This window comes from Methylobacterium sp. PvP105 (assembly GCF_017876975.1).
Classification (GTDB): domain Bacteria; phylum Pseudomonadota; class Alphaproteobacteria; order Rhizobiales; family Beijerinckiaceae; genus Methylobacterium; species Methylobacterium radiotolerans.
In genome coordinates this window covers 5,116,852-5,139,713 of record NZ_JAGIPA010000001.1, presented here as the reverse complement: position 1 = coordinate 5,139,713, position 22,862 = coordinate 5,116,852, and the positions used below count along the sequence as shown (strand labels likewise).

At 73.3% G+C, this 22,862-nt stretch carries 20 protein-coding genes; 13 read left to right on the top strand and 7 right to left on the bottom strand.

The genetic code is table 11. The features are described from left to right. The first annotated feature begins 55 nt into the window (after nucleotides 1–55). From nusA to J3A75_RS25000, 9 genes are all read left to right on the top strand, one after another. Complete coding sequence (gene nusA / locus J3A75_RS25040) at nucleotides 56–1,693, top strand: transcription termination factor NusA (RefSeq protein ID WP_012320663.1); 1,638 nt, start codon at nucleotides 56–58, stop codon at nucleotides 1,691–1,693. A 22-nt stretch (nucleotides 1,694–1,715) separates the two neighbouring features. Beyond that, nucleotides 1,716–2,438, top strand: a complete 723-nt coding sequence (locus J3A75_RS25035; RefSeq protein ID WP_071000008.1) for an RNA-binding protein — start codon at nucleotides 1,716–1,718, stop codon at nucleotides 2,436–2,438. 76 nt (nucleotides 2,439–2,514) lie between these two features. Next, a complete protein-coding gene (infB, locus tag J3A75_RS25030; RefSeq protein WP_209650803.1) occupies nucleotides 2,515–5,430 on the top strand; it encodes a translation initiation factor IF-2 in 2,916 nt (971 codons plus the stop codon). 103 nt (nucleotides 5,431–5,533) lie between these two features. Continuing rightward, on the top strand, nucleotides 5,534–5,962 hold the full coding sequence (gene rbfA, locus J3A75_RS25025) for a 30S ribosome-binding factor RbfA (protein WP_012320660.1): 429 nt from the start codon (nucleotides 5,534–5,536) through the stop codon (nucleotides 5,960–5,962). A gap of 66 nt (nucleotides 5,963–6,028) precedes the next feature. Further along, a complete protein-coding gene (gene truB / locus J3A75_RS25020; RefSeq protein WP_071000007.1) occupies nucleotides 6,029–7,045 on the top strand; it encodes a tRNA pseudouridine(55) synthase TruB in 1,017 nt (338 codons plus the stop codon). Between the two features lie 134 nt (nucleotides 7,046–7,179). After that, nucleotides 7,180–8,565 carry a dihydrolipoyl dehydrogenase gene (locus J3A75_RS25015; RefSeq protein ID WP_209650954.1) on the top strand — a complete coding sequence of 462 codons (1,386 nt, stop codon included), beginning with the start codon at nucleotides 7,180–7,182 and terminating at the stop codon, nucleotides 8,563–8,565. Nucleotides 8,566–8,649: 84 nt separating this feature from the next. After that, on the top strand, nucleotides 8,650–11,265 hold the full coding sequence (locus tag J3A75_RS25010) for a histidine kinase dimerization/phosphoacceptor domain -containing protein (RefSeq protein WP_209650802.1): 2,616 nt from the start codon (nucleotides 8,650–8,652) through the stop codon (nucleotides 11,263–11,265). Beyond that, nucleotides 11,262–11,855 (top strand): biliverdin-producing heme oxygenase, encoded by a 594-nt coding sequence (locus J3A75_RS25005; RefSeq protein WP_012320656.1) that lies wholly within the window; start codon nucleotides 11,262–11,264, stop codon nucleotides 11,853–11,855. Before J3A75_RS25010 ends, J3A75_RS25005 begins: the two co-directional genes overlap by 4 nt. 191 nt (nucleotides 11,856–12,046) lie before the next feature. Continuing rightward, nucleotides 12,047–12,493 carry a DMT family transporter gene (locus J3A75_RS25000; RefSeq protein WP_012320655.1) on the top strand — a complete coding sequence of 149 codons (447 nt, stop codon included), beginning with the start codon at nucleotides 12,047–12,049 and terminating at the stop codon, nucleotides 12,491–12,493. Nucleotides 12,494–12,500: 7 nt separating this feature from the next. Here the strand turns inward: J3A75_RS25000 and gmk are convergent, their stop codons facing one another. Next, complete coding sequence (gene gmk / locus J3A75_RS24995; RefSeq protein WP_012320654.1) at nucleotides 12,501–13,163, bottom strand: guanylate kinase; 663 nt, start codon at nucleotides 13,161–13,163, stop codon at nucleotides 12,501–12,503. Nucleotides 13,164–13,227: 64 nt separating this feature from the next. Then, nucleotides 13,228–14,085 (bottom strand): YicC/YloC family endoribonuclease, encoded by an 858-nt coding sequence (locus J3A75_RS24990; protein WP_041372727.1) that lies wholly within the window; start codon nucleotides 14,083–14,085, stop codon nucleotides 13,228–13,230. Nucleotides 14,086–14,279: 194 nt separating this feature from the next. On the opposite strand from J3A75_RS24990, the gene J3A75_RS24985 reads away from it, so the two are divergent. Continuing rightward, nucleotides 14,280–15,071, top strand: coding sequence for a PAS domain-containing protein (locus J3A75_RS24985; protein WP_245295814.1), 792 nt, complete (start codon nucleotides 14,280–14,282; stop codon nucleotides 15,069–15,071). A gap of 35 nt (nucleotides 15,072–15,106) precedes the next feature. On the opposite strand, the gene mltG is transcribed toward J3A75_RS24985, so the two are convergent. The 5 genes from mltG to J3A75_RS24960 form a co-directional block, all read right to left on the bottom strand. Beyond that, the gene (gene mltG / locus J3A75_RS24980; protein WP_209650801.1) at nucleotides 15,107–16,522 is read right to left on the bottom strand and encodes an endolytic transglycosylase MltG; all 1,416 of its coding nucleotides are present in this window, start codon (nucleotides 16,520–16,522) and stop codon (nucleotides 15,107–15,109) included. A gap of 150 nt (nucleotides 16,523–16,672) precedes the next feature. Further along, nucleotides 16,673–17,563: a bifunctional DNA-formamidopyrimidine glycosylase/DNA-(apurinic or apyrimidinic site) lyase gene (gene mutM / locus J3A75_RS24975; RefSeq protein WP_012320650.1), complete on the bottom strand. Its 891-nt coding sequence runs from the start codon at nucleotides 17,561–17,563 to the stop codon at nucleotides 16,673–16,675. 124 nt (nucleotides 17,564–17,687) lie between these two features. Then, nucleotides 17,688–18,323, bottom strand: a complete 636-nt coding sequence (locus J3A75_RS24970) for a Smr/MutS family protein (protein WP_029361227.1) — start codon at nucleotides 18,321–18,323, stop codon at nucleotides 17,688–17,690. Further along, nucleotides 18,320–19,516 carry a murein transglycosylase A gene (locus J3A75_RS24965; protein WP_053621515.1) on the bottom strand — a complete coding sequence of 399 codons (1,197 nt, stop codon included), beginning with the start codon at nucleotides 19,514–19,516 and terminating at the stop codon, nucleotides 18,320–18,322. The genes J3A75_RS24970 and J3A75_RS24965 overlap by 4 nt, the downstream gene beginning before the upstream one ends. A 32-nt stretch (nucleotides 19,517–19,548) precedes the next feature. After that, nucleotides 19,549–20,262, bottom strand: coding sequence for a Tim44/TimA family putative adaptor protein (locus tag J3A75_RS24960; RefSeq protein WP_012320647.1), 714 nt, complete (start codon nucleotides 20,260–20,262; stop codon nucleotides 19,549–19,551). A 351-nt stretch (nucleotides 20,263–20,613) separates the two neighbouring features. On the opposite strand from J3A75_RS24960, the gene secB reads away from it, so the two are divergent. The 3 genes from secB (at nucleotide 20,614) to J3A75_RS24945 (ending at nucleotide 22,851) form a co-directional block, all read left to right on the top strand. Then, complete coding sequence (gene secB / locus J3A75_RS24955; protein WP_012320646.1) at nucleotides 20,614–21,114, top strand: protein-export chaperone SecB; 501 nt, start codon at nucleotides 20,614–20,616, stop codon at nucleotides 21,112–21,114. A gap of 175 nt (nucleotides 21,115–21,289) precedes the next feature. After that, nucleotides 21,290–21,646, top strand: coding sequence for a tautomerase family protein (locus J3A75_RS24950; RefSeq protein WP_209650953.1), 357 nt, complete (start codon nucleotides 21,290–21,292; stop codon nucleotides 21,644–21,646). Then, complete coding sequence (locus J3A75_RS24945; RefSeq protein ID WP_012320645.1) at nucleotides 21,619–22,851, top strand: MFS transporter; 1,233 nt, start codon at nucleotides 21,619–21,621, stop codon at nucleotides 22,849–22,851. Before J3A75_RS24950 ends, J3A75_RS24945 begins: the two co-directional genes overlap by 28 nt. The last annotated feature ends 11 nt before the right edge of the window (nucleotides 22,852–22,862 follow it).

Below are 22,862 nucleotides of genomic sequence, written 5' to 3'. Positions count from 1 at the left end.
GTCGGCTGCCCGGCGGCCGGCCCGAAGATTTGACGGAAGAGAAGGACCGACACCGATGGCCGTCGTCAGCGCCAACAGGCTCGAACTCCTCCAGATCGCCGACGCGGTCGCCCGCGAGAAGGTGATCGACCGCTCCATCGTGATCGACGCGATGGAGGAGGCGATCGCCAAGGCCGCCCGCTCCCGCTACGGCGCCGAGACCGACGTTCACGCCGAGATCGACCCGAAGACCGGGGCGCTCCGCCTCTCGCGCCACCTCCTGGTCGTCGATCAGGTGGAGAACGACGCCCGCGAGATCACCCTCGACCAGGCCCGCCGCTACAACCCGGGCGCGCTGGTCGGCGACGTGATCTCCGACACCCTGCCGCCCTTCGATTTCGGCCGCGTCGCCGCCCAGTCGGCCAAGCAGGTCATCGTCCAGAAGGTCCGCGACGCCGAGCGCGCCCGCCAGTTCGACGAGTACAAGGACCGCATCGGCGAGATCCTCAACGGCATCGTGAAGCGCGTCGAGTACGGCAACGTCATCGTCGATCTCGGCCGCGGCGAGGGCATCGTCCGACGGGACGAGATGATCCCGCGCGAGACCTTCCGGCCGGGCGACCGCATCCGCTCCTACCTGTTCGACGTGCGCTCGGAAGTGCGCGGGCCGCAGATCTTCCTGTCGCGCTCGCACCCGCAGTTCATGGCCAAGCTGTTCGGCCAGGAAGTGCCGGAGATCTACGACGGCATCGTCGAGGTGAAGGCGGTGGCCCGCGATCCGGGCTCGCGCGCCAAGATCGCGGTGATCTCCCGCGACGGCAGCATCGACCCCGTCGGCGCCTGCGTGGGCATGCGCGGCTCGCGCGTTCAGGCCGTCGTCGGCGAGCTCCAGGGCGAGAAGATCGACATCATCCCGTGGTCGGAGGATGAGGCGACCTTCATCGTCAACGCCCTCCAGCCCGCCGAGGTGGTGAAGGTGGTGCTCGACGAGGAGGCCGACCGCATCGAGGTGGTGGTGCCGGACGACCAGCTCTCGCTGGCGATCGGCCGCCGGGGCCAGAACGTGCGCCTCGCCTCGCAGCTCACCGGCTGGGACATCGACATCCTGACTGAGGCCGAGGAATCGGAGCGCCGCCAGAAGGAGTTCGCCGAGCGGACCCAGGTGTTCATGGAGGCGCTCGACGTCGACGAGACGGTCGGCCAGCTGCTCGCGGCGGAAGGCTTCCGCAACGTCGAGGAGATCGCCTACGTCGACATCCAGGAGCTCTCCGGCATCCAGGGGCTCGACGAGGAGACTGGGACCGAGATCCAGGCCCGCGCCCAGGACCACCTCGCCCGGATCGAGCAGGCGCACGACGCCCGCCGCACCGAGCTCGGCGTGTCCGACGAGCTGCGCGAGATCGAGGGCATCACCACGCCCATGATGGTCGCGCTCGGCGAGAACGACGTGAAGACCGTCGAGGACTTGGCGGGCTGCGCCACCGACGACCTCGTCGGCTACACCGAGGGCCGCGGTCCCGACGCCGTGCGCCACGCCGGCTACCTCGACGGGTTCGACTTGTCCCGCGCCGAGGCCGAGGCCCTGATCATGGCCGCCCGCCTGAAGGCCGGCTGGATCGAGGCTCTGCCGGAGCCGGAGACCGAGGAAGGGGCCGAGGAGGGTGCCGAGGCGGCCGAGGGCGAAGAGACCGCCCCCGCGCAGGCCGAGGCCTGAGCCGAGAGCCGGCGGAGGCGCGATGGTCGCGGTCGACACGACCCCGCCCGAGGACGGGCTGGAGGCCGGGGGGCTCGATGCCGGCCCCGGCCGCCGCTTGCCCGAGCGGACCTGCATCGTCACGCGCGTCGCGCAGGCGCCGGACGCGATGATCCGGTTCGTGCGCGGGCCGGACGGCAGCGTCGTGCCCGACCTGCGTGCCAAGCTGCCGGGCCGCGGCGCCTGGGTCAGCGCCCGCCGCGAGGCGGTCGCCACCGCGGTGCGCAAGAACCTGTTCGCGCGGGCGTTCAAGGGGCCGACACCGGCCGCACCCGACCTGCCGGACCGGATCGTCGCGGGACTCCGGGAGGACCTGCGGCAGGCCATCGCCATGGCCAACAAGGCGGGCTGCGTGGTCGCGGGCTTCTCGAAGGTCGAGGCGGCGATCGGCGGCCAGCCCGGCGCCATCGCGGTGATTCACGCCGCCGAGGCGAGTCCGGACGGCCGGCGGAAGATCGCGTCGGCCTTGCACAGGCGCCACGGTGACGCCATGTCAAGGATCCCGATCATCGATGACCTGTCCGAGGACGAATTGGACATGGCCTTAGGTCGGGATCATGTGATACACGCTGCGCTCGTCGCAGGAGCCGGAGCCGCCGGCTGCCTGTCGCGTTGGCGTCGGCTACGCTCCTTCGAGGGCGCCGCCGCGGCGACCGGGGAGCCCGATCCAGCCCGAATCGGCGGGGTCGACGAAGCCTCACGTTGACGACGCAGGACTATTTTGACCGGCGCCACCGGGTGTCGGTTCACGGGACGATGGAAACCCTCAGGGTTCAGGCTGAATGAGCGATACGAACAACCCGGGCGACAAGACTCTGAATCGGACTTCCCCGAAGCCGCTCTCCCTCAAGCGGCCGATCGAGGCGGGCACCGTGCGTCAGAGCTTCTCCCATGGCCGCTCCAAGCAGGTCGTGGTCGAGACGGTGAAGCGCCGCGTCATCGGTGCGGCACCGGCCGCCCCCGCCCGTGAGCCTGCGCCCGCACCGCGCCCGGCGGCCCCCGCACCGACGGCGCAGCCGCCGCGTCCGGCGCAGCGCGCCGCCTCGGGCGTCGTCCTGCGCACCCTGAGCGAGCAGGAGAGCGCCGCCCGCGCCGCCGCCCTCGCCGACGCCCAGCGCCGCGAGGCCGAGGCCCGTCGGAAGGCCGAGGCGGAAGCCGAGGCGCGCCGCCGCGAGGCCGAGGAGCAGGCCCGCCGCGAGCGCGAGGCCGCCGAGGCCCGCCGTCGCGAGGACGAGGAGCGCAAAGCCGCGGCTGCGGCCGCCGCCGCCGCGGCGGCTGAGGCCGCCAAGGCCGCCGAGGCGCAGGCCGCTGCGCCCGCACCCGCTGCCGCTGCACCTGTCGCGACGCCGGCCCGCCCGGCCGAGGCGCCGGCCCAGCCGGCCGCCGCCCGTCCCGCCGCGGCGCCCGCGCGCCCTGCGGCCGCGCCGGCCCGCCAACCCGAGGCGGCCCGTCCGGCCGCCGCGCGTCCGGCGGCGCCCGCTGCGGCTCCGGCCGCGCCGCGCCCGCCGCTGACGCCGCGCCCCTCCACGGGCGAGCCGCGCAAGACCATCACGGCCGATTCGCGCAAGCCACGCGACCTCAACTTCATGGCCCGTCCGGCCCCGGCGCCCGAGCCCGAGAAGAGCGCGACGCCGGCGACCGCCGCGCGTCCCGCCGGCGCGGCGGCCGCGGCGCGCCCCGCCGGTCGCGGCGCCCAGACCAACGAGGACGAGTCCGAGACCAAGCGGGTGATCCGCCGTCCCGGCATGCCGCTCAAGATCATCGCGCCGCCGAAGACCCCGAAATCTCCGGGCGGCGACCGGAACCGCGGCCGCCTGACCATCGCCAACGCGACCTCGGGCGAGGAAGAGCGCACGCGCTCCGTCGCCTCGTTCCGCCGCCGCCAGCAGCGGATGAGCGGCCGCGGCCACGTGGAGCAGAAGGAGAAGCTGTCCCGCGAGGTGACAATCCCCGAGACGATCACCATCCAGGAACTCGCCAACCGCATGTCGGAGCGGGCCGTGGACGTGATCCGTCTGCTGATGAAGCAGGGCCAGATCCACAAGATCACCGACGTGATCGACTCGGACACCGCCCAGCTCATCGCCGAGGAGCTCGGCCACACGGTGCGCCGCGTCGCCGAGTCCGACGTCGAGGAGGGCCTGTCTTCCGACGAGCCGGATCTGGAGGAGGATCTCGATCCCCGTCCGCCGGTGGTCACCATCATGGGACACGTCGACCACGGCAAGACGTCGCTGCTCGACGCGATCCGCAAGGCGAACGTGGTCGAGGGCGAGGCCGGCGGCATCACCCAGCACATCGGCGCCTATCAGGTCGCGTCGCCGTCCGGCGACATGATCACCTTCATCGACACGCCCGGCCACGCGGCGTTCACGTCGATGCGCGCCCGCGGCGCCAAGGTCACCGACATCGTGGTGATCGTGGTCGCGGCCGATGACGGCGTGATGCCCCAGACCATTGAGGCCATCCAGCACGCCAAGGCGGCGGGTGTCCCGATGATCATCGCGGTCAACAAGATCGACAAGCCGGATGCCAAGCCGGAGCGGGTCCGGACGGAGCTGCTGCAGCACGACATCCAGGTCGAGTCGATGGGCGGTGAGACCCTCGAGTTCGAGGTCTCGGCCAAGACCGGCGCCGGCCTGCCGCAGCTTCTGGAGGGTATCCAGATCCAGGCCGAGATCATGAATCTGCGCGCGAACGAGAAGCGCGACGGCGAGGGCACGGTCATCGAGGCCCAGCTCGACCGCGGCCGCGGCCCTGTGGCTACGGTTCTGGTCCAGCGCGGCACCCTGTTCACCGGCGACATCGTCGTGGCGGGCGCTGAGTGGGGCCGTGTGCGCGCCCTGATCGACGATCTGGGCGAGAACGTGCAGTACGCCGGCCCCTCGGTTCCGGTCGAGGTGCTGGGCTTCAACGGCACGCCGGACGCCGGCGACCGTGTGATCGTGGTGCCGAGCGAGGCCCGCGCCCGCGAGGTCACCGAGTACCGCGCCCGTCAGAAGCGCGAGCGCCAGAACGCGCGGACCGGCGGTGCCAACCGCTCGCTGGTCGACATGATGCGCGACCTCAAGGAAGGTGCCGGCCGCAAGGAGCTGCCGGTCGTCATCAAGGGCGACGTGCAGGGCTCGGTCGAGGCGATCTCGGGCGCGCTGGAGAAGCTCGGCAACGACGAGGTCGCGGCCCGCATCCTTCTGGCCGGTGTCGGCGGCATCACCGAGTCGGACATCACCCTGGCGCAGGCCTCGAAGGCGGTCGTCATCGGCTTCAACGTGCGCGCCCACAAGGAGGCCCGCGAGGCCGCCGAGCGGGCCGGCATCGAGATCCGGTACTACAACATCATCTACGACCTCGTGGACGACATCAAAGCCACGCTGTCGGGGATGCTGCCGCCGACGCTGCGCGAGGAGCGTCTGGGCGAGGCCACGATCCAGGAGGTCTTCGAGGTCTCGAAGGTCGGCAAGGTCGCGGGTTGCCGCGTCACCGACGGCATCGTGGAGCGGGGCGCCCATGTCCGCCTGATCCGCGACAGCGTCGTGATCCACGAGGGCAAGCTCAAGACGCTCAAGCGGTTCAAGGACGACGCGAAGGAAGTCACCTCCGGCCAGGAGTGCGGCATGGCCTTCGAGAACTTCGAGAACATGCGCGCGGGCGACGTGATCGAGTGCTACCGGGTCGAGGAGATCCGCCGCACCCTCTGACGCTCCGGACTCATCCGGACAGGGCGGCCGCGGCACCTGCCGCGGCCGTCTTTTCTTTTTCAGGACGTGCGCCGACCGCTCCGGCGGGCCGGCCCGAGACAGAATGGCTCAGAAACCGACCTCCACCGGCCCCTCGCAGCGCCAGCAGCGCGTGGCCGAACTCGTGCGGCACGCGCTCGCCGAGGTGCTCCAGCGGGGCGACATCCAGGATCCGGTGCTCGGCACGCATGTCGTGACCGTGCCGGAGGTGCGGATGTCGCCGGACCTGAAGCTCGCTACCGCCTACGTGATGCCGCTCGGCGGCCTCGACGAGGCGCCTGTGATCGCCGCTCTGGAGCGCCACCGGAAGGTGCTGCGCCAGGCGGTGGCCCGACGGGTGAACCTGAAATTCGCGCCGGAGCTGCGGTTCCGGCGGGACGAGACCTTCGACGAGGCGGCGCGCATCGACAGGCTGCTGCGGGACGAGCGGGTCCAGCGCGACCTCGACTCCGCGCCCGAGGACGACGAACCGGAGACCGGGACGGGGCATTGAGTCCCGATACCAAGCAGAAAGGGACGGGGCATCGACCCCGGGGGACACGCGGACATGACGGTTTCCATGGAAGATTTGCCGCCGGCCGAGCGCCAGGCTCCCCTGCCGAGCGCTGAGCGCCGCGGGCCGGAGGGGCGCCGTCCTCAGCGCGGGCCGCGTCCCGACCGGCCGAAGCGCCGGGACGTCTCGGGCTGGGTGATCCTCGACAAGCATGTCGGCATGACTTCGACGCACGCGGTCGCGGTGGTGAAGCGCGCCTTCAACGCCAAGAAGGCCGGCCATGCCGGCACCCTCGACCCGCTGGCCTCCGGCATCCTGCCGATCGCCCTCGGCGAGGCGACCAAGACCGTCCCGTTCGTGATGGACGGCCGCAAGGCCTACCGGTTCACCGTCCAGTGGGGCATCGAGACCGACACCGACGATGCCGAGGGGCGCCCCGTCGCGACGAGCGATGCCCGCCCGGACCGGGCGGCGGTCGAGGCGGCGCTGCCGGCCTTCGTGGGGGCGATCGAGCAGGTCCCGCCGCGCTACTCCGCCATCAAGATCCAGGGCGAGCGTGCCTACGACCTCGCCCGCGAAGGCGAGACCGTGGAGCTGGTCGCCCGGCCGGTGCAGATCGACCGGCTCGCGGTGGTCGAGCACGACGGCGAGCGCACTGTGATCGAGGCCGAGTGCGGCAAGGGCACCTACGTGCGGGCGCTGGCCCGCGACCTCGGGCGGATGCTCGGCTGCTACGGCCACGTAGCCGCCCTGCGCCGGACCCGCGTCGGGCCCTTCTCGGAGGCCGAGGCCTGCGCGGTCTCGGCCCTGACCGACGGCAGCCCCGAGGCCGCCCTCGCCTACCTGCGCCCCGTGGAGACGGCCCTCGACTCCATCCCGGAGGTCGCGGTGTCGCGCGATCTGGGCCTGCGCCTGATGCGGGGGCAGCCGGTCATCCTGCGGGGCCGCGACGCCCCCGTCGAGGGCAAGGCCTTCGCGACCTGCGCCGGCATCCTGGTCGCCGTGGGCGAAGTGGAGCGCGGCGAGCTGATCCCGCACCGGGTCTTCCACCTCGGCGGGACGGCCCCCGGCCGCAGCGCCTGACATCCCGGCTCCGCGCCGCCCGGGCGGGCCGGCGCGGGGCTCCGGCCGGTGCAGGTCGGGCTGAGACGTGAGCGCGCAGGCGGAACGAACCTGAGCCGTGACGCTTTGGCCCCGGCGGACGGTCCGGGATGCTGATGCGCGAACTCGACTACGACGTGGCGGTGATTGGTGCCGGGACCGCCGGCATCGCGGCCCATCGCGCCGCGACGGCGGCTGGGGCGCGTTCGGTGCTGATCGAGCGCGGGCCCGGCGGGACGACCTGCGCGCGGGTCGGCTGCATGCCCTCGAAGCTCCTGATCGCCGCGGGCGCTGCCGCCCACGCGGCGCGCACCGCGGACCTGTTCGGCATCCGGGTTCCGGAGGTCGCGGTGGACGGGCCCGCCGTGCTGCGGCGCCTCCGCGCGGAGCGCGACCGGTTCGTCGGCAGTGTCCTCGACGGCCTCGACGATCTCCCCGACGGCGAGCGCCTCGACGGCACGGCCCGGTTCGAGGACGACCGTACCCTCCTGGTCGACGACGCGACCCGGATCCGCTTCCGGGCGGCGGTCATCGCCACGGGATCGAGCCCGATCGTCCCCGGGCCTCTGCGCGGCCTCGGCGCGCTCGTCCTCACCACCGACATCCTCTTCGAGATCCCCGACCTCCCGGCTTCGCTGGCGGTCCTCGGTGCCGGAGCCGTCGGAATCGAGATCGCGCAGGCGATGGCGCGGCTCGGCGTCGCCGTCACGGTGATCGACGCGGGCGACACCGTCGCCGGCCTGACCGAGCCCGACCTCGCCGGGCAGGCCGCCGCGATCTTCGGCGCGGAGCTGGATCTCCACCTCGGCGCCGAGCTTCGGAAGGCCGTTCCGGAAGGCGACGGCGTGTGTCTCCACTGGACCGACCGCGCCGGCCGCGAGCGGACCACGCGGGCGGCGCGGGTGCTGGCCGCCGCCGGCCGTTCTCCCAATCTGGAGGCCCTCCGGCTCGAGGCGACCGGTCTATGCCTCGAGCCCGAGGGCCTGCCGGCTTTCGACCGGCGCAGCCTCGTCTGCGCGGGGGCACCGATCCTGATCGCGGGCGACGTCGACGGCTGGAGGCCGGTGCTGCACGAGGCGAGCCGCCAGGGTGGGATCGCGGGTGCCAACGCGGCAGCCCTCGCGGCGGGCCGCCCGGTCGCGACCCCGGAGCCGTGGACGCGCCTCGCGATGGTCTTCACCCATCCCCAGGCGGCGGTGATCGGCGCGCCCTACGACCCGGAGGACGATCGACGGATTGTCGGCGCCCTGGATTTCTCGGATCAGGGGCGCGCCCGCGTGGAGGGGTTGAACCGCGGCGGCATGCGGATCTGGGCCGATCGGTCCGGGCGACTGCTCGGCGGCGAGATGCTCGGGCCGGCGGTGGAACACCTCGCGCACCTGCTCACCTACGCCGTCGCCGACGAGAAAACGGCCCAGGCCGTGCAAGACCGGCCGGTATATCATCCTACGGTTGAAGAAGGGCTGACTAGTATTATGTCTAAGATGATACAGAGAAGCTGAGGCGTTGATCTTGCCGATATCACAAGCATTGCGCTCGGCCATTTCGGTCGCCATACCCCGCTGAATACGCCGGTTTCGTTCCTGATGCCGCCCAGTCAGATCCCCGATACGGACGTCGATCTCGACGCCATCGCGCCGGACGCGCTCGACCGCCTGGACCAGGGCGTGATCGGCCTCGACCCGGCCGGCACCGTCGTGGCCTTCAGCGAGGGCGCGAGCGCGATCTCCGGGCTGTCGCGCGAGGCCGTCCTCGGGCGCGACTATTTCCGCGACGTGATGCCCGGCACGAACGTGCCGAGCTTCCGCGGCCGGTTCCTGGCGGGCGCGCGCCGCGGTGCCCTGGACGAGACCTTCGACTACGTCTTCGGCCGGCTGCCGCAGCCGCTCCGGGCCCGGATCCACATGCGTCACGGCCAGATCGGCGGCCTGCGCCCCGTGACGTGGCTGACCATCGATCCCGTCGAGAGCCTCGGGGCCGACCTGTCGCGCGAGGCGGTCCTGGCGGCGATCGGCCAGCGGGTGCGCGCCGAGCCCGTGGATGCCAGCATCTGCGAGCGCGAGCCGATCCACATTCCGGGCTCGATCCAGCCCAACGCCGTGATGCTCGCGGCCGATGCCGGAACTCTCCTGGTCGCGGCCTACTCGGCCAATGTCGGCGAGATCATCGACCCGATCGAGCCGCCGCTGGCGGGCCGGCCCCTGGCGGACGTGCTGCCGGCGGAGTTCGTCGCGGCGATCCGCGCCCGGCTCGCGAGCGGGACACTCACCGACGGCGCCTCCATGCGCCGGACCCTGACCATCCCGGACCGCGGCGCCGCCTACCACGCCGTCGCCCACGCCCATGCCGGCCGCGTCATCGTCGAGCTCGAGCTGGAGCCGGATTCGGCCGACGATTTCGCCACGGCGAGCCAAGTCGACACCGAACTCGCCGTGGGGCGCCTGCGCGAGGCCGGAACCCTGGCGGAGGCCGCCCGGATCGCGGCCCTCGAGATCCGCGCCCTCACCGGGTTCGAGGCGGTGCTGGTCTACCGCTTCGACGTGGACTGGAACGGCGAGGCCGTGGCGGAGGACAAGGTGCCCGGCTGGTCGCGCAGCCTGCTGGGCCTGCGCTTTCCCGCCTCCGACATTCCCGCCCAGGCCCGGGCCCTCTACACCAAGGCCAAGAGCCGCTTCGTCATCGACCGCGACAGCGTCCCGGTCGGGCTGGTCGCGGCGCCCGGGGCCGGAAACGGCCCGATCGACCTGACCTTCGCCCAGCACCGCACGCTCTCGCCGATCCACCTGGAGTACCAGCGCAACCTCGGCGTGAACGGCTCGATGTCGATCTCGATCATGGTCGAGGGACGGCTCTGGGGCCTGATGATCGGTCACCATCGCCGCCCGCACTACGTCACGCCGGAGACGCGCGCGGCCGCCACGGTGCTCACCGACGCCTTCGCCATGCGGGTGGAGGAAATCGAGTCGCGCCGGCTCTGGGCCGAGCGGCAGGCGCATCTCGACGTCGAGGGACGCCTCGTGCGCGGCCTGACCCGATCCGACGACTTCGTCGCCGCCCTGACCGCCGGGACGACGACGCTGCTCGACCTGTTCAGCGCCACCGGCGCCGGCATCGTCTCCGGCGAGCGGGTCACGCTGATCGGACGGACGCCGCCGGCCGAGATGGTGGCGGCGATCGCGGGCTGGCTGCGGGCGCGCGTGCCGGAGGGCGAGGTCGTCTACAGCAGCGACAGCTTCAGCGCCGACTATCCGGAGACCGGGCCGCATCGCGAGATCGCCAGCGGCCTGCTCTCGGCCTTCGTGGACGATTCGCGCGAGAACCTGCTGGTGTGGTTCCGGCCCGAGGTGCCCAGCACGGTCACGTGGGGCGGCGACCCGCGCAAGCCCGTCCTCGCCGGAAGCGGTCCCGTGGCGGTGCTGCCCCGCCGCTCGTTCGAGCGCTGGGTCGAGGAGCGCACCGGCTTCGCCGCGCCCTTCGCGGAATGGCAGGTCCAGCTCGCCGGCTCCCTGGCCGAGGCGGTCGAGGGCGTCGTGTTGCGCCAGCGGCGCAAGATCGACGAACTCACCGGCCTGCTCGCCGAGAAGGAGCGCCTGCTCGAGCAGAAGGATCTCCTCACGCGGGAGATCGACCACCGGGTCAAGAACTCCCTGCAGATCGTCTCGGCCTTCCTGCAGATGCAGCGGCGCCAGATCGCCGACGGCGAGGCCCGGCAGGCCTTCGCCGACACCTCCGCGCGGGTGATGAGCGTCGCGCGGGTGCACGACAGCCTGTACCAGGCGGATCGGTTCGACGAGGTCGATCTCGGCCAGACCATCGAGAGCCTGTGCAACGACCTCGCGGGGCTGGCCGGCGACGGGCACGCGGTCGACATGTCGGCGGAGCCCGGCCTGATGGTGCCCTACCGCAAGGCGGTGGCGCTCTCGCTGATCGCCACGGAACTCGTCACCAACGCCTTCAAGTACGCGGCGAACCCGGCCGGCGGCGGCCGTGTCGAGGTCAGCGTCTCGGCCTCCGGCCCCGGCGAGGTCCAGCTGCGCGTCTGCGACGACGGGGCCGGCCTGCCCGACGACTGGGCCGACGCCAAGGCGCGGAGCAAGGGCTCGGGCCTCGGCATGAAACTGATCCGGGCGATGCTCGACCAGATCAACGCCAAGCTCACCGTCGCCAACAATCCCGGCGCCTGCTTCACGATCACCGCGTGAGGTCCCGCGACGGCCTGCACGCGCGGCTGCGCGCCGCGACCGATCCGGCCCACCGGGCGCTGGAGGTGTCCCTCGACTGGCAGGCGCGGGTGGCGACGCTCGACGGCTACCGGGACCTGCTGGGGCGCCTCTACGGCTTCCACGCGGTCTGGGAGGCGGCCATCGGATCGGGACTCGCCGACGAGCCGTTCCTGGCGCCGCGGCGCCGTCTCGCGCTCCTCGCGGCCGATCTCGACCATCTCGGCCTCCGTCCGGACGCGGTCGCGGCGCTCCCGCGGCCGGCCGCTCCGGCTCTCCACGGGCCGGCCGCCGCCACGGGCGCGCTCTACGTGCTGGAGGGATCGACCCTCGGCGGGCAGCTGATCGGCCGGCACATCGCCGGCCTGCACGGATTCTCCGGCGCGGGGCTCGCCTATTACCGGGCGCACGGGCCCGCCGCGGGGGCGATGTGGGCCGCCTTCCGCGCGCGCCTGGACGCGTTCGGCGACGACCCGGCCGCGGAGGCCGCGCTCACCGGCGCGGCCGTGTCGACCTTCGCGGCGATGCGCGCGTGGCTCTGCCCGGTCCCGGACCTGCCGGCCGCTGCCTGAGCCGTTCGGGCGCCGCCGAGGGCGTCGCGCTCTCCCCCGGATGGACCATCAGCCGCGACGCCGCGGAAGTCGCGACGGGCGGGACTCGGCATGCCGGAACGCATGGACGCGGGCCGGCGCGGCGTTTGACGGCACCGGCCGGGACGGGCGTCAATGCCGCCCGCCGTCCCGACTGAGAGGTCCGTCCCGCAATGCTCGCCTTCGCGCTCTCCGCCCTGCTCGCCGTGCTGGCGGGCGCCGGCCTCGTCCTGCAGCAGATCCTGAACGCGAATCTGCGCGCGGGCCTCGACTCGGCGTCCTGGGCGGGCGTCTCCAGCTACGCGGTCGGTCTCGCCTGCATGGCGCTCCTCGCCGCCGCCCTGCGCGACCCGGTGCCGACCGCCGGCGCGGCGGAGCGGATCCCGTGGTGGACCTGGAGCGGCGGCCTGTTCGGCGCGGTGTTCATCGGCCTCGCGATCCTGCTCGTCCCGAAGCTCGGCGCCGCGACCTTCTTCGCCCTCCTGGTCACGGGCCAGATGCTCGCCTCGGTGCTGTTCGACCACGCCGGCCTGCTCGGCCTCGCGCAGCGGCCCGTCGACCTGCCGCGCCTCCTCGGGATCGCGCTCCTGATCGGCGGCGTCGTGCTGATCCGTCGCTAGGGCCGGATCACGGCGTCTCGGCCAGCAGGCCCTCGACGAAGGGGGCGAGTCCGGTGCGGCGCGCCCGCCGGAGACGCTCGGCCGCCAGGATCCCCTGGAGGGCCCGGAAGGCGTTCTGCAGGTCGTCGTTGACGATGACGTAGTCGTACTCGACCCAGCGCTGGATCTCCGTCCGGGCGTTGGCGAGACGCTTCTCGATCGTCTCGGCGGAATCCTCCGCCCGGCGCTCCAGGCGCTGGCGCAGCTCGGCCATGCTGGGCGGCAGGATGAAGACCGTCACCACGTCCTGGGCGAGCTTGGAGCGAACCTGCCGCGTGCCCTGGTAGTCGATGTCGAAGATCATGTCCCGGCCGGAGCCGAGCACCTTCTCCACTGGCCGCCGGGGCGTGCCGTAGAAGTTGCCGTGGACCTCGGCCCATTCGAGCAGGTCGTCGCGGTTGCGCAGGTCGTCGAACGCCTCGCGATCGATGAAGTGGTAGTGCCGCCCGTCGATCTCCGAGGGCCGCCGCCCCCGCGTGGTCACCGAGATCGACAGGTCGAGCGCCCAGCTCGGATCCTGCGCGATCGCCCGCGTCAGGGTGGTCTTCCCCGCCCCGGAGGGCGAGGAGAGGATCAGGATCAACCCGCGCCGCGCGATCGAGTCGGAGACGTTCCCGGCCGCCTCGGTCATGCGCGTGGCTCCCCGACGTTTCGCATCCGCATCCTCACGTCCCGATCCGGCATCGTGCCCGGCATCACTCGATGTTCTGCACCTGCTCGCGGAACTGCTCGACCACGGCCTTCAGGTCGAGTCCGATCCGCGACAGGCTTATATCGTTGGCCTTGGCGCACAGGGTGTTGGCCTCGCGGCCGAATTCCTGGGCCAGGAAGTCCAGCCGCCGGCCGATCGCCCCGCCGGCCGCCAGCAGGTCCCGGGCGCTCGCCACGTGGGCGCGGAGCCGGTCCAGCTCCTCGCGGACATCCGCCTTGCCGGCGAGCAGCATCGCCTCCTGGTGCAGGCGGTCCGGGTCGAGGCCGCTGCCGCCGAGGGCCGCGACGGCCGCCTCCAGGCGCGCCCGCACGGCCTCGGGCTGGCGGGCCGGATTCTCCTCGGCCGCCTGGGTCAGCGCGGCGATCCGCTCGACCTGGCCGGTGACGACCTGCTCGAGCTGGCGCCCCTCGGCGCGGCGGGCCTCGACGAGATCCGCGACCAGCTGGACCACGCCCGCGGCCAGATCCCGGGCGAGAGTGTCGGTGTCGGCCGCCTCGTCCTCGACCTCGATCACGCCGCGCACGCCGAGCAGCCCGTCCATCGTGGCGGGGGCCACGCCCTCGGGGACCGGCACCCGGGCCACCGCCTGGGCGAGGCTCGCCAGGAGCGTCTCGTTGATCCGCACCCGCGCGGTCGTCTCCGGCTTGGTGAGGGTCAGCGTCAGCTGGCACTGTCCGCGGGTCAGGGTCTTCTGCAGGGCGGTGCGGGCGGTCTCGCCGAGCCCGTCGTAGCCGGCCGGCACGCGGGTGCGCACGTCGAGGCCGCGCCCGTTGACGCTGCGGACCTCCCAGGCCCAGTGCACCGGTCCGGCACTGCCCGCCGTCCGGGCGAAACCGGTCATGCTCGCGATCTGGGCCACGCCGACCCCCGTCTCCTCGAAGATCGGGGCCTGTAGCACGGATCTCTCCGAGGGGAAGAGGCCGGTCGCCGCCGTCGCGCCGCGACCGGCACCGCGCGACCCGTGCAAGGCGACCGCAGGCTCGGCCCTGTAGGGCGGTGCGGCCGGGACGCGCCGGGATCCTTGCCCGGCCGGGGATGGCTGTCCGCGACCGTGACCGCGGCCGCGCGCCCGTCGTCATCGCCCGGTCGGGCTCGCCACGTTTCCGCTGTCGTGTCGCGCGGCCGACGTTGCATTTGGCAGTGAAGGTGTGCTCGAAATCTCGCACGTTTGCACATGACCTCGGATGGCGCATGCCGCGATCAGTATTGGGGTGGGCCGCGCTCAAGCCGTTCGGGATGTCCGCGCTGGGCGTCGGCATCTGGGAGGATGCGCCGCACGAGGGCTGGGTGCGCGGCGATGCGACGATGGCGCGGATCTTCGGCCTGAGCGAGGCCGAGGCGGCGGAGGGGATTTCCTGGGAGCAGCTCTCCGCGATCTTCCACCCCGAGGATCTCGCCCGGGATCAGAGCGAGCGCCGCCGCGTGCGCGAGGAAGGCGGCCTCTTCGCCTGGGAGCACCGCATCGTGCCCGCCCCGGGGCTCGTGCGCTGGGTCCTGGCGCGCGGCCGGTTCGAGCGGCGCCCGGACGGGCACGTCTACGGCCGCGGCATCGTGATCGACATCACCGACAGCCGGATCGACGGCCCGCTCGAGCCGCCGGCCGGCTTTCTCGGCGCCCCGGCCGAGCAGGGTACCGCGGTCGAGCGGATGGCGGATTACGCGATGCGCCTGTGGGAAATGGTCGGCGATCTCGGGCCCGACGAGGCGGCTCGGGTTCAGCCGCTGCTCGAGGCCCTGCTGTATGAGCTGGGACGCCAGATCGCGGCCTCCCTGTCGGGCAGCCCTCCGGACGTGGCGCGGCGTCCTCGGAATCCGAAGGCGCACTGAGGCCGGCGCGACGGCGTCGCGGCCGGCGCCGCTGCCTAGCGGCGGCCCCGGGGCGCCGGTGCCGGCTCGCTCAGGGTCGGGACCGTCTTGGGCGAGCCCAGGTCGTAGGTGCGGTTCTTGAGCGGGTCGAGGCGCGTGCCCTCGGAGGCGTCGAAGGCGCGCGTGCCCGGCGTGCCGGTATCCAGGGCGAAGGCCGCGTTGGTGTTGATCCCGTTGCCCGCGGGGGCGCCGCCCGGCGCGTAGGCCGAGGCGCGGCCGGGCGTCGCCGGATCGGGGCCCGGCTCGACCTTGTCGACGGCGTCCGGCGGCGCCTGCCGGCTCTTCTCCACCGCCCGCCAGCGGGCGACGTTGCGCTGGTGCGCCTCGAGGGAATCGGCGAAGGCGTGGCCGCCGGTGCCGTCCGCCACGAAGTACAGATCCTTGGTCCGGGACGGGTTGGCCACCGCCTCCAGGGCGGCGCGGCCGGGATTGGCGATCGGGCCCGGCGGCAGGCCCTCGATCACGTAGGTGTTGTAGGGGGTCGGCCGGTCGATCTCGGAGCGCAGGATGCCGCGGCCGAGGGTGCCGCGCCCGCCCACGAGCCCGTAGACGATCGTGGGGTCGGATTGCAGCTTCATCCGCTTGTTGAGGCGGTTGATGAAGACGCCGGCCACCCGGGGCCGCTCGTCGGCGCGGCCGGTCTCCTTCTCGACGATCGACGCGAGGGTGACCATCTCGGCCGGGGTCCGCACCGGCACGTCGGCGCTGCGCCGCAGCCAGATCTGGTTCAGGACCTCGCGCTGCTTGGCCTTCATCAGGTTGACGATCTGCTGCCGGGTGGCGCCGCGCTCGAACTTGTAGGTGTCCGGCAGGAGCGAGCCCTCCGGGGGAATCTCGTTGATCTCGCCGACGAGCACGTCGTTGTCGTTGAGGCGGTTGACGATCTGCTCGGAGGTCAGGCCCTCCGGGAAGGTGATGGCGTGCTGGACCTGCCGGCCCGTGGCGATCGTGTCGAGCGCGTCGGAGATGCTCGCGTGCGCCTTGAAGACGTACTCGCCGGCCCGCAGCGCCGGCCGGCCGCCGAAGCGGGCGGCGAACTCGAACAGGCCGGTATGGTCGATCACGCCCTCGCGCTTGAGGGTCTCGGCGATCTCGGCCGTTCCGCTGTGGGTCGGGATGACCACGACCTTGTCGGCCGCGAGCGGTCCCGGCTCGCGCACCTGCCGCTGGAACAGCGTGATCCCGATCATCGCCGCGATGGCGATGACGACCGCGAAGGTGAGGGCGCCGCTGATCAGGCCCACGAGCCCGCTCCGCTCGCGCTCGGGCTTCTCCGGCGGCGGGGGCGCGACCGTCGGCTTGATCGCCTCGCCGGGCGAGCGCGGCGACAGCCGCTGCGGCAGGGCGGGCTCGTCCGTCGGATCCTGCGCGGTGGTCTCGGGCGCGGGCGTCTTTGAGCGGCGGAAGAACATCGGGATCCTGTCTGGGCCCGCGCGACCCGTCACGCGTCGCGGGCCGGGATCGGCTGCCCGCAACCGGGTGCGCACGTCGAGGGCTCTAACCCTAGTCGGGTTTGTGGCGAAATTGCCGTTCCGCGGCGCGATAGGCGCCGGCCGGCGCGCTCAGCCCGGGGGCTGGCAGGTGGCGCAGAAGAAGGTCGAGCGGTTGGCCTGCACGATGCGGGTGATCGCGCCGGCGCATCCCGGCCGGCTGCAGGGCAGGCCGACCCGGTCGTAGACCCGGAAGGCGTGCTGGAAGGCGCCCGCGCTGCCGTCCGTGTGGGCGTAGTCGCGCAGGGTCGAGCCGCCGGCCTTCACGGCCTCCTCGAGGACCTGCACGATCGCCTTGGCCAGGGCGTTGGCCTCGGGCGTCGGGCGCCCGTCCGGCCGGGCGAGGCTCCCGGCCGGGGCCTCCGGATGCAGGCGCGCCCGGTGCAGCGCCTCGCACACGTAGATGTTGCCGAGGCCCGCGATCAGGCGCTGGTCGAGCAGGGCGGCCTTCAGCGGCGCGATCTTGTGCCGGAAGAGCCGCGCGATCACCGCCCCGGTCAGTCCGTCGAGGGGTTCCACGCCCATCCGGGCGAAGTGGCGGCAGGCCGCGAGCTCCGCGCTCGGGACCAGATCCATGAAGCCGAAGCGGCGGGCGTCGTTGTAGGTCACCGTGGCGCCGGTGCTCATCGCCATCACCACGTGGTCGTGCTTGGGCGTGCCCTGGGCGCCCTCGAGGTAGAAATCCCCCGGCGACAGGTTGCTGCCGTCGGGCAGGGCCACGTCGAAGCGGCCGCTCATGCCGAGATGCATGACCAGCGTCTCGCCGGAATCGAGCGCGGCGGTGAGGTACTTCGCCCGGCGCGCGAGGCCCGTGACGGTCCGGCCCTCGAGGCGGGCGGCGAAGCGCTCGGGGAAGGGGAAGCGCAGGTTGGCCCGGCGCAGGGTGACGCGGCTGAAGCGCGCGCCGACCAGGGCGGGCGCCAATCCCCGCCGCACGGTCTCGACCTCGGGAAGCTCCGGCATCTCTCTCGCGGCTTTCGCGTGCGCGGCGCCCGGTGCGCCGGCCCCGGATATCGGCGGGATCGGCCCGGGCCGCAACCGCGCGGAACCGGCGCGGTTTGCCGCGCGGCCCCTGACGAGGCCCGCCCTACCGGCGGCGCAGGCGAACGTAGAGCGCGCCGCCGCCGCCGTGGTGGCGGGCAGCCTCCTCGAAGCCGAGGACGATGCCGCGCAGATCCGGCCCCCGCAGCCAGTGCGGCACGCTGCGGCGGAGCACGCCCCGTTCGGAGAAGGCGTCCGCGTAGCCCGGCCCGCCCTTGCCGGTGACGACCAGCACGTAGGAATGCCCGGCGGCCCGGGCGCGGAGCAGGAATCCCGTCAGCGCGGCGTGGGCCTCGGCCTGCACCATCCCGTGCAGGTCGATCCGCGCCTCGATCGCGAGCCGTCCCCGGCGCAGGCCGAGCTTGGCGGTCCGCTCCAGCCCCGCGGTCGGCGCGTGCCGCTGCGGGGGGGCTTGGTACGGCAGCGCGGTGGCCGGGCGCGGCGGCTCGGGCGCCGGCTTCGGCGGATGCTTCGGCCGCGGCGTCTTGGCGGCCGGCGGCGCGCTGGGCTTCAGGATCGGAGCCGAGAGGGCCGGCATGGTGGCGGTCGGGCCCGGCCCTGGCGGAGGCGCTTCGGGCATCGGGGCTGCGCGGCCCGGCAACGGGGTCACCAGCTTGGCGATCGCGTCCCAGAGCCGGGCCTCGCCCGCGGTGAGGCGGCGCCCGCGGCGCGGGGCCCTCACGGCGCGGCTCCGGATGCACCGCCGCGACGCGGCAGCAGGACCACGAAACCCACGGCGTCGCGGAGGTTTCCGGCGACCGCCCCGGCCTCCGGACCGGTGCCGACGAAGAGGTCGCCGCGGGCGGGGCCGACGATCGCCGAGCCGGTATCGGCGGCGACGACGAGGCGCCCGGCCGTGTCCGGCGCGCCGGCTTCCGCCTCCGCGGGGAGCGGACCCGCGAGCCAGAACGGCAGGCCGTAGCGCCAGAGGGTCGAATCCACCGCCAAGCTGCGGCCCGGACTGAGCGGGGCGTTCGCGGCGCCCGGCGGCCCGAGGGCCGGGTCGGCGACCGGGGCGAGGCGGAAGAAGATGTAGGAGGCGTTGGCGCGGATCAGGCGCTTGGCGGTCTCGGGATGGGCGCGCAGCCAGCCGGTCCAGCGGGCGAGCGTCAGTCCTTCCAGGGGCAGGTGGCCCTCCTGGACGATCAGCTTGGCCACCGCCGTGTACGGGCGGCCGTTGCGGCCGTCGTAGAGCACCCGGACCGCGCGCCCGTCCGGCAGCCGGACGCGCCCGGAACCCTGGACCTGCAGGACCAGCAGGTCGACCGGGTCGCGCAGCCACAGGATCGGCTTCGCGCGCGCGCCGAGGGCACCGTCCTCGATCGCGGCGCGGTCGGGGTAGGGGGCGAACCCGTCCGCCGTGGCCCGGGCGGCGCGCAGGCCGGGATCGAGCCCCGGGCGGGTCTCGCCGGGGCCGAGGGAGATCAGGTCGTCGGGGCGGGCGAGCACCGGCGTCGGGAAGTCCGGGCCCGGCTCGAGGGAGCCCGTGAGTTCCGGCTCGAAATAGCCGGTCAGGAAGCCGGGTCGGTCCGCGCCGGGCCGCGCGACGCGGAACGCCGCGAACCGGTCCCGGAAGAAGGCGGCCGCGTCCGGCACGGGGTCGGCGGCGGCCGCGCAGGCCTCGGCGAGGGCCGCCAGATCCCCCGCGACGCCGTCGGGCTGGGGCAGGGCGGGCGGCGGAGCCGCGCAGACCCGGCGGAAGGCGGCGAGCGCCGCGTCCGCCCGCGCGCCGGGGAAGCCCGGCAGGTCGGCCGCGGCGACGGGGATCAGCACCGCGTCGCCGACCGCCGCCGGCGCGGCGGACACGGCCTGGCTCAGGAGGGACGCGAGGAGGGCGGCCGGGACTGCTCCGGACCGGGCGCGGGGGATCGGCACGGCGAGATCGTCACGGCACGCCGGTCACGGGCTCAGGCGCCGGCCTCGGTGGCCACGAGCTGCCAGTTCGGATCCCGCGAGCCGAGCGTGCGGGCGAAGGTCCAGACATCCGGCACCTCGACCACCGTCTCGGCGCTGCCGTCCACCACCTTGCCGTCGGCGTTGCGGGTGGCGGTGATCAGGTTCGACAGGAAGCGCACGGTGACGTGCGCCACGCGGTTGCGCACCTCGACGGCGACGATCTCGGCCTTGTCGATCGACACGAAGGTGGTCTCGAGCGTCTGCCGGTTGCGCTCGCGCTCCGCGATCGCCCGCTCGAACGCCTCGCCGACCTCCTTCGACAGCAGGCCGCGCAGGGTCTTCCGGTCACCCTTGGCGAACGCGATCATGATGGCTTCGTAGGCGGATTTCGCGCCCTCGATGAAGGCGCGGGGATCGAAGCTGGGCTCGGCCTGGATGCAGGCCTCCAGGCCGCGGGCGACCTCGGATCCCGGCTCGGCGATGCCCCGCCAGTCCCGCGGCGCGGCGGCGGGCGGCGGCGCGGCCTGGACCCGGTCGGCACCGGGCAGGCGCACGACGTTGTCGCCGTCGGAGCGCGCCTGCGGCTCGGTGCGGCTGCGGTCGACCGGCTTGAACGGGGAGCGCTCCGCCCCCGTCTTCTGGCCGAGCACGGAGCGCAGACGCCAGATCACGAAGACGGCCAGCGCGAGGAAGATGATCGTCGTAACGTCGAAACTGTCCTGCATCACCGATCCGATGGTGGCCGCGGCGAGACCCTGTGCCCCTTGCTCAGGCCACGCGCGGTGCGGCGCCGGCTAAGCGCGCAGAGGTCTGGCCGACTCATATCCGACCAACGCGTCGGGAGCGAGCCGGTTGTGTCGGCCGGACGATCAAACCCACGCGTCAATTGCGATACCGGCCGATATGGGTCGCGGGGGCCGCGGGCGCCAGCGCCGCGCCCGCTCGCTCGCTTGTCCAGGCTCGGCCCGCGTGTTAGCGGCCCTGCCGTTTGGGCAGTTCCGCGGCGTGATCCAGCCGCTCCCGCCGCGACAACAACCCGCGCCGGCCCTGCCGGTCGATCGAGAAGGATGATCCGCATGGCCGATTCCCCGGCAGCGAACGGCAACGGCGGCGGCATGCCGCAGGGCGATGTGCCGACCATCAATGCCCTGGCGCAGTACACGAAGGATCTCTCCTTCGAGAACCCGAACGCGCCGCGCTCGCTCCAGCCCAAGGAGGGCCAGGGGCCGCAGATCAACATCCAGGTGAACGTCAACGCGCAGCAGCTCTCCGAGACCGATTTCGAGGTCGAGCTGAAGCTCGAGGGCGACGCCAAGATCCAGAACGAGGTGCTGTTCGCCTTCGAGGTGACCTATGCCGGCGTGTTCCGGCTCCTCAACATCCCGGCCGACCAGATCCATCCGGCGGTGATGATCGAGTGCCCGCGCCTGCTCTTCCCCTTCGCCCGCCAGATCGTGGCCGAGGCGGTGCGCAACGGCGGCTTCCCGCCCCTGTACATCGACCCGATCGATTTCGTCGGCCTCTACCGGCAGAAGGTGATGGAGCAGCAGGGCGCCCAGGGCCCGCTCGCTTCCTGAGTCAGGACGCGCCGGCGGCCGCTCAGCGGCCGCCGGGACCGCGATAGGCGCCCGTCAGCGCGCGCAGGGCCGCCGCTGGGCGCCCGGCCGGGCGGCGAGCGCCTCGGCGTCCGGGTGACGCTGCCGAGATCGACCACGCGCGTCGGATCCCGGCCACGGACCCGACGATCTCGGGATCCGGCGCCGCGACCGCCCCGTCATCGTCCAGATCCGCGCCAACGCCGCGCGGGGCACGGCGCAGAAGCGCGCCCCCTGCGCCGCGGTGAGCCGCAATCTCTCCCGCGACCCCGGCGTGGCACCGGCGGACGTCTTCATCAACTCCGTCGAGGTCAGCGCGGAGGCCCGATCGCTCGGGAACGGGCCGATGCAGGACGGGCCCCGGAGCCGTGAGGCCGGCGCGGCGAAGCCGCCGCGGGCGCGGTGCGGCGATGGCGGCCACGATCCGGGCTTGACCGTTCCGGGGGCGGAGTACAGGTCCGGGGCCCGAAACGGCTCCAGGATCGCATGGCCCCCACCGCAAACCTCGCCCTGATCAACCTGTTCATCGGAGACATCCAGGGCGGCCTCGGACCCTTCCTCGGGACCTGGCTGGCGCAGTCGGCCTCGTGGAGCCCGGCCCGGGTCGGGTTCGTCATCACGCTGGTCGGATTCGGCACGCTGTTCCTGAGCGGTCCGTTCGGCGCCCTGGTTGACCGGTTCCCGCGCCCGCGCCTGCTGATCGCGCTGGCCTGCGGGGCGATCCTGGTGGGGACGCTGCTGCTCCTGCCGGCCCGCAGCTTCCCGGCGGTGCTGGGCGCGCAGCTCCTCGCCGCGGCCGGCGGCACGCTGCTGCTGCCGGCCGTCGCGGCGCTGACCCTGGGCATCGTCGGGAAGGACCGGTTCCCCGCGCAGCAGGGGCGCAATCAGGCCTTCAATCACATCGGCATCCTGATCGCGGCGGGCGGCATCAGCCTCGGCACCGGCTATTTCGGGCCCGCGATCGCCTTCTGGGTGCTCGGCGGCATGGCGCTGGCGGCGATCGTCGCGACGGTGACGACGCCGGCCGGAGCCTGGAACCGCCGCCGCGCCGTCGGCTGGAAGGAGGACGATGCCGACGAGCCGGAGCGCAGCGGCATCCGCCAAGTCCTGGGGAACCGCCGCCTGCTGGTGCTGACCGTGGCGCTGACCCTGTTCAATCTCGGGAACGGCGGCATGCTCTCGCTGCTCGGCCAGAAGCTGGTCGCGACCGCCTCCGACGCGACGACCTGGACGGCCCGCTACGTCATGGTGGCCCAGCTGGTGATGGTCCCGGTGGCGCTGTTCGCCGGATCACTCGCCGACAGGCGCGGCCGCCGCCAGCTGCTCATGGTCGCCTTCGCGGTCCTGCCGGTGCGGGCGCTCCTGTCCGGCCTGATCGACGATCCGGTCTGGCTGATCGCCGCCGAGGTGCTGGACGGCGTCGCCTCGGGCATCGTCGGGGTGGCGGTGCCGGTGGTGGTCGCCGACCTGACCTGGGGATCCGGCCGGACGCAGACGGCCCTCGGCAGCGTCAACGCCGTGCAGGGCGTCGGCGGGGCGCTGTCGGGCTGGTACGGCGGCCTGTCCTACGGGCTGTTCGGCTGGACCGGCGCCTTCCTGGCCCTCGGCGTGCCGGCGCTCGTCGCCCTCGCGCTGGTGATCTGGCTCGACGCGACGCCCGAGCCCGGCCGACGCCGCCGCCGGCGGGAGCGGCGCGGCGCCGCCGTTCAGGGAGCCTGAATCGGCCGCGC

What these genes read in the sequence shown, in the direction of transcription:
- J3A75_RS24985 (WP_245295814.1), top strand. Translation starts at nt 14,280, where the DNA reads ATGGCTGTCCGCGACCGTGACCGCGGCCGCGCGCCCGTCGTCATCGCC.
- J3A75_RS24945 (WP_012320645.1), top strand. Translation starts at nt 21,619, where the DNA reads ATGGCCCCCACCGCAAACCTCGCCCTGATCAACCTGTTCATCGGAGAC.
- truB (WP_071000007.1), top strand. Translation starts at nt 6,029, where the DNA reads ATGGAAGATTTGCCGCCGGCCGAGCGCCAGGCTCCCCTGCCGAGCGCT.
- infB (WP_209650803.1), top strand. Translation starts at nt 2,515, where the DNA reads ATGAGCGATACGAACAACCCGGGCGACAAGACTCTGAATCGGACTTCC.
- mutM (WP_012320650.1), bottom strand. Translation starts at nt 17,563, where the DNA reads ATGCCGGAGCTTCCCGAGGTCGAGACCGTGCGGCGGGGATTGGCGCCC.
- J3A75_RS25010 (WP_209650802.1), top strand. Translation starts at nt 8,650, where the DNA reads ATGCCGCCCAGTCAGATCCCCGATACGGACGTCGATCTCGACGCCATC.
- J3A75_RS25035 (WP_071000008.1), top strand. Translation starts at nt 1,716, where the DNA reads ATGGTCGCGGTCGACACGACCCCGCCCGAGGACGGGCTGGAGGCCGGG.
- J3A75_RS24960 (WP_012320647.1), bottom strand. Translation starts at nt 20,262, where the DNA reads ATGCAGGACAGTTTCGACGTTACGACGATCATCTTCCTCGCGCTGGCC.
- J3A75_RS25015 (WP_209650954.1), top strand. Translation starts at nt 7,180, where the DNA reads ATGCGCGAACTCGACTACGACGTGGCGGTGATTGGTGCCGGGACCGCC.
- rbfA (WP_012320660.1), top strand. Translation starts at nt 5,534, where the DNA reads ATGGCTCAGAAACCGACCTCCACCGGCCCCTCGCAGCGCCAGCAGCGC.
- gmk (WP_012320654.1), bottom strand. Translation starts at nt 13,163, where the DNA reads ATGACCGAGGCGGCCGGGAACGTCTCCGACTCGATCGCGCGGCGCGGG.
- mltG (WP_209650801.1), bottom strand. Translation starts at nt 16,522, where the DNA reads ATGTTCTTCCGCCGCTCAAAGACGCCCGCGCCCGAGACCACCGCGCAG.
- nusA (WP_012320663.1), top strand. Translation starts at nt 56, where the DNA reads ATGGCCGTCGTCAGCGCCAACAGGCTCGAACTCCTCCAGATCGCCGAC.
- secB (WP_012320646.1), top strand. Translation starts at nt 20,614, where the DNA reads ATGGCCGATTCCCCGGCAGCGAACGGCAACGGCGGCGGCATGCCGCAG.
- J3A75_RS24990 (WP_041372727.1), bottom strand. Translation starts at nt 14,085, where the DNA reads ATGACCGGTTTCGCCCGGACGGCGGGCAGTGCCGGACCGGTGCACTGG.
- J3A75_RS25000 (WP_012320655.1), top strand. Translation starts at nt 12,047, where the DNA reads ATGCTCGCCTTCGCGCTCTCCGCCCTGCTCGCCGTGCTGGCGGGCGCC.